At 65.9% G+C, this 3,946-nt stretch carries 5 protein-coding genes; 2 read left to right on the forward strand and 3 right to left on the reverse strand.

Features of this window, described 5'->3' with window-relative positions:
• Positions 1-64: 64 nt before the first annotated feature.
• On the reverse strand, positions 65-355 hold the full coding sequence (locus tag ABZ260_RS48070) for a hypothetical protein (RefSeq protein ID WP_355631827.1): 291 nt from the start codon (positions 353-355) through the stop codon (positions 65-67).
• Between the two features lie 348 nt (positions 356-703).
• Here ABZ260_RS48070 and ABZ260_RS48075 point away from each other — a divergent pair, with 348 nt between their 5' ends.
• Complete coding sequence (locus ABZ260_RS48075; protein WP_355631830.1) at positions 704-1,996, forward strand: hypothetical protein; 1,293 nt, start codon at positions 704-706, stop codon at positions 1,994-1,996.
• Positions 1,997-2,009: 13 nt separating this feature from the next.
• On the opposite strand, the gene ABZ260_RS48080 is transcribed toward ABZ260_RS48075, so the two are convergent.
• Positions 2,010-2,321: a hypothetical protein gene (locus ABZ260_RS48080; protein WP_355631832.1), complete on the reverse strand. Its 312-nt coding sequence runs from the start codon at positions 2,319-2,321 to the stop codon at positions 2,010-2,012.
• A 303-nt stretch (positions 2,322-2,624) separates the two neighbouring features.
• On the opposite strand from ABZ260_RS48080, the gene ABZ260_RS48085 reads away from it, so the two are divergent.
• On the forward strand, positions 2,625-2,984 hold the full coding sequence (locus ABZ260_RS48085) for a hypothetical protein (protein ID WP_355631834.1): 360 nt from the start codon (positions 2,625-2,627) through the stop codon (positions 2,982-2,984).
• Between the two features lie 434 nt (positions 2,985-3,418).
• Here the strand turns inward: ABZ260_RS48085 and ABZ260_RS48090 are convergent, their stop codons facing one another.
• The gene (locus tag ABZ260_RS48090) at positions 3,419-3,568 is read right to left on the reverse strand and encodes a hypothetical protein (RefSeq protein ID WP_355631837.1); all 150 of its coding nucleotides are present in this window, start codon (positions 3,566-3,568) and stop codon (positions 3,419-3,421) included.
• Positions 3,569-3,946 lie beyond the last annotated feature (378 nt).

Raw genomic sequence — 3,946 nt, forward strand, 5'->3', positions numbered from 1 at the left:
GGCGCTGCTGCGGAAGGCCCACGCGGCCCTCGTCCCCGACGGGCGGATTCTGATCTGCGCCCGCCTATCGACCGGCGTAGTCGGCCAGAACCTGGGCCGCGCCCGCCACGTCGTTGATCGGGTGGCGCCTCTCGGCCGACTGCCAGGAGTAGAAGGCGCCGCCGTAGCCGACAAACACCCACACCGGCAGTCCCACCTGTGGACGGGGGATCATCAGCGCACTGTCGTTGTCGCGCAGTTCGGCCCGTACACCGAGCCGCAGCAACGCGTTCCGCAGCCGAGTGAGGGCAAGCGCCTCGTTCTGCTGGCGTTCCTGCTGGAGGCAGGCCGCAGCGGCCTGCATGATCGGATTCATCTCACGTTCCTTTCGACCCGGCCGGTTGCGAGGCAAGTCGAGACACTCCTTGTTCTCCCTGCGTCTGGAGATCACCGCTGCTCTCGCCGACGAGAAGGGCACGGCGCGAGCTGCGCAGCTTGGTTCCCCGTCCCCGGCACGCGGGGCAGGGGCGTGTCTCGCCGGTCTCCTCTGGCCGGGTCACCGTCGCCATCTCCTCGGATTGATCCGCGCTCCCTGCGGCGGAAGGCGGGCTGACGTACCGTGTTGCTCGATGGCAAGTCCACCGGCAATCCAAGATCGTCAGGACCCCCAAACGCTCCCCTGAATTCCCCCCTCTTGCGCCCCCAGCCGGGAGGAAGACCTCAGATGCCCGACAACATCCCCAACGTCCAGCTCCGCGCGTGGCGTAATGAGCGCCGTCTGACGCGCGTCGAGCTGGCCAATCGGATCAACGCGACGCCGATCGGCATCAAGGAGTCACTGACGTGCGATGAGGAGCGCATTCGGCGCTGGGAGGCCGGAGAGGTCAGATGGCCCCATTCGCCGTACCGGATCGCCATCACCCAGTTGACCGGACTTCAACCCGAAGACCTGGGATTTCGGCCGAACAGACGCGGGGCCGGCCAGCTCATTGAAGCCACCAGCATCATTCCCGTGGATGCGTTGCGAGCCGAGGCCGACCTGTACGGCACCATGGAACTCGCCCAGCAGCTCCAGGCGTCCGACGTAGGAACCGGCACGCTCGAAGCCCTCGCCGAGGCCGTCGATCTGCTCTGCCGCGCCTACCCCGTCGTTTCGGCCGCCACGTTGCGCGACCGGACCCAGAAGCGCCTCGCTCAGGTCAACGGTCTACTCGGTGGACGGATCACCCTCGCCCAGCACCGCGAACTCCTCGTCATCACCGGATGGCTGACGGCCTTGCTCGGGTGTGTTCACTACGACCTGGGAGAGCGCGAGGAGGCCGAGACCGCCCGCCGCGCCGCCTACGAGATGGGCCGCCAGGTCGGCCACGGCGAACTCATGGGCTGGGCCTACGAGATGTCGGCATGGTTCGCCCTGGTCGAGGGCCGCTACGAAGACGTGGTCACCGCCGCCCGCACAGGCCAGGCCGTCGCCGGCCACTCCAGTGCCCAGGTTCAGCTCACCCTGCAAGAGGCCCGCGGGCTGGCCCGAATCGGCGACCGCCGCGAAGCCGACAAGGCCCTTACCCGAGGAGCCGACGCCCTCGCCAAGCTTCCACTTCCCGGGAACCCAGATCACCACTTCGTGTTCGACCACGCCAAGTGGGTCTTCTACGCCGCCACCGCCTACACCTGGCTTGAGGACAACGACCGCGCCGAAGAACACGCTCTGGAAACCATCCAGATGCACACCCGCCCGGATGGCACCTCAAACGCCCCTATGCGCGTCGCTGACGCTCATATAGACCTAGGCATCGTCCATGCCCGACGCGGCGACCTGGATGCCTCAGTGGAACAGGGCATGGCCGCCTTCGACATCGAACGCAGGTCACTCACCGACCTCGTCAACCGAGCAGCAGACCTCGACCGCGTCATCCGACAGCACTACCATCGTGAGGCTCTCGCCGAGGAATTCCACGAGCGATACGTCACAGCCCGCAGAGCCCTTACGGCACACCGCCCTGAGCTACTCGACTGACAACCGGGAGGTCTTACGAGGCCCCCGGAGAAGGCTTCGTCGGAATCAATAGCCACCATGCTGCAATAACGCACCCGATCATGGGAATCACGAGCGCCAAGGCTAGATCAGGCGACCAGTCCATCACCTTCTGGCCCAACACCAGAAGAAAGACGAAGACCGCCATCAGCAGCACCCCCCACCCGTAGCGGCGAGGCTCGTAGCGATCACGCCAGAGAACGGGCACCAGAGGAGGGAGCCGATTGGTCGTCAGCGCGTAGATACCTATTGCGACGTTCAGGAATCCCGCTGTCAGTACGAATCCCTGAAGCATCGTAAGACTCATTCAGGTCAGCTCCTCCGTCATCTGGAACAGATCATCCCATAGCGATAGCTTGCCGAATTGTTCTTGTAGGTATCAAGGGCGGCGCTCCGCGCCGCCACGCGGCCCTGTGCTCGGCCGCACGCTGCGCGTGCGGCCTGGGGGCCGTTCTCGCGCGCGCCCGTGCTCGGGCCGCGCGCCTTCACAGCGTCGCTCCTGACCCACTAAAAACAGCTACGCACACAACGAAGTGCTGCGGATAGGGTCCCGTTCATGACGGCCCCCCTTCAACGCGAGAGCAGACCCATCAGAGGCGTACGGCTCCGCTTGCCGGTGCTCGTCGGCCTAGTCTTGATTGCCATGCTGATCGGAGCAGGAGCAGCGGCGGTGTACTTCACGCCCTTCGGTACCCAGCTTCCCACCATCGTTAAAGGCACCATCGTGGCCACCAGCCATGACGCCACTCAGATTGGCCTACATGTCGATGGCACGGCAGAAGGGGTCGGTTACGAGATTGCTGGCGCCCACTGGATTGACCGCAACGGCCAAGTTAACGGCGGATCACGTCCCGAATGCATCATTCCTGGCTCCACTGGCCAGCGAATCGAGCTGGCATACGTCCGAGTCCGCGGCACCGATGATGGCCCAGGTATCAGCACGCTGGTTGCATGGGTCCGCTGCCTGTAAGTCAACGCGCCTCCGGCGGGGGCGCTCCGGCTCCGGGATGATCGCAACAGGCGTGCTCGTGGGTTGCGGCGTCGTAGAGGGCTGAGGTGGAAGCCTGATCATCCCGCCCACCATCGACCCGGGACAAGCCGAGCGGGCCAGGGTCACGGCAGACGGGATGATCAGGCGGGCGAAGCTGCGCGCAGGTGCGCCGCTCTCCACCTACTCCACGTAGGTGCCATCCGGACGCATGATCTCGTCGCGAGTCAGCGGAGCGATGGACGAACGAAGCCCACGATCATTCACGGCAACGACCATTCGGAGCGCCCCCTGTCCGTCCGGAAGCACGTACCAGAGGACCTCGTACTCCCGTCCGTCCTCCCCGACAACGACGGAGCAGCGGTAACGCTCTCCAGCACCCTCCGCGCTGGAGGACACCGCCCCGCCGCGCCCGCCTATCGACCGGCGTAGTCGGCCAGAGCCTTGGCCGCGCCCGCCACGTCGTTGATCGGGTGGCGCCTCTCGGCCGACTGCCAGGAGTAGTAAGCGCCGCCGTAGCCGACGAACACCCACACCGGCAGGCCCACCTGTGGACGGTGCACCATCAGCGCACTGTCGTTGTCGCGTAGCTCAGCGCGGACACCGAGCCGGAGCAACTCATCTCGCAGGAGGGTGAGGGCACAGGCCTCGGTCCTGCCGGCGTTCCTGCTGGAGGTGATCCGCAGCAGCCTGCATGATCGGATTCATCTCACGTTCCTTTCGACCCGGCCGGTTGCGAGGCAGTCGAGACATTCCTGTTCTCCCTGCGTCTGGAGATCACCGCTGCTCTCGCCGACGAGAAGGGCACGGCGCGAGCTGCGCAGCTTGGTTCCACGTCCCCGGCACGCAGGGCAGGGGCGTGTCTCGCCGGTCTCCTCTGGCCGGGTCACCGTCGCCATCTCCTCGGATTGATCCGCGCTCCCTGCGGCGGACGGCGGGCTGAC

Origin of the sequence: Streptosporangium sp. NPDC006013, from assembly GCF_040614275.1 — a bacterium.
Lineage (GTDB): Bacteria > Actinomycetota > Actinomycetes > Streptosporangiales > Streptosporangiaceae > Streptosporangium.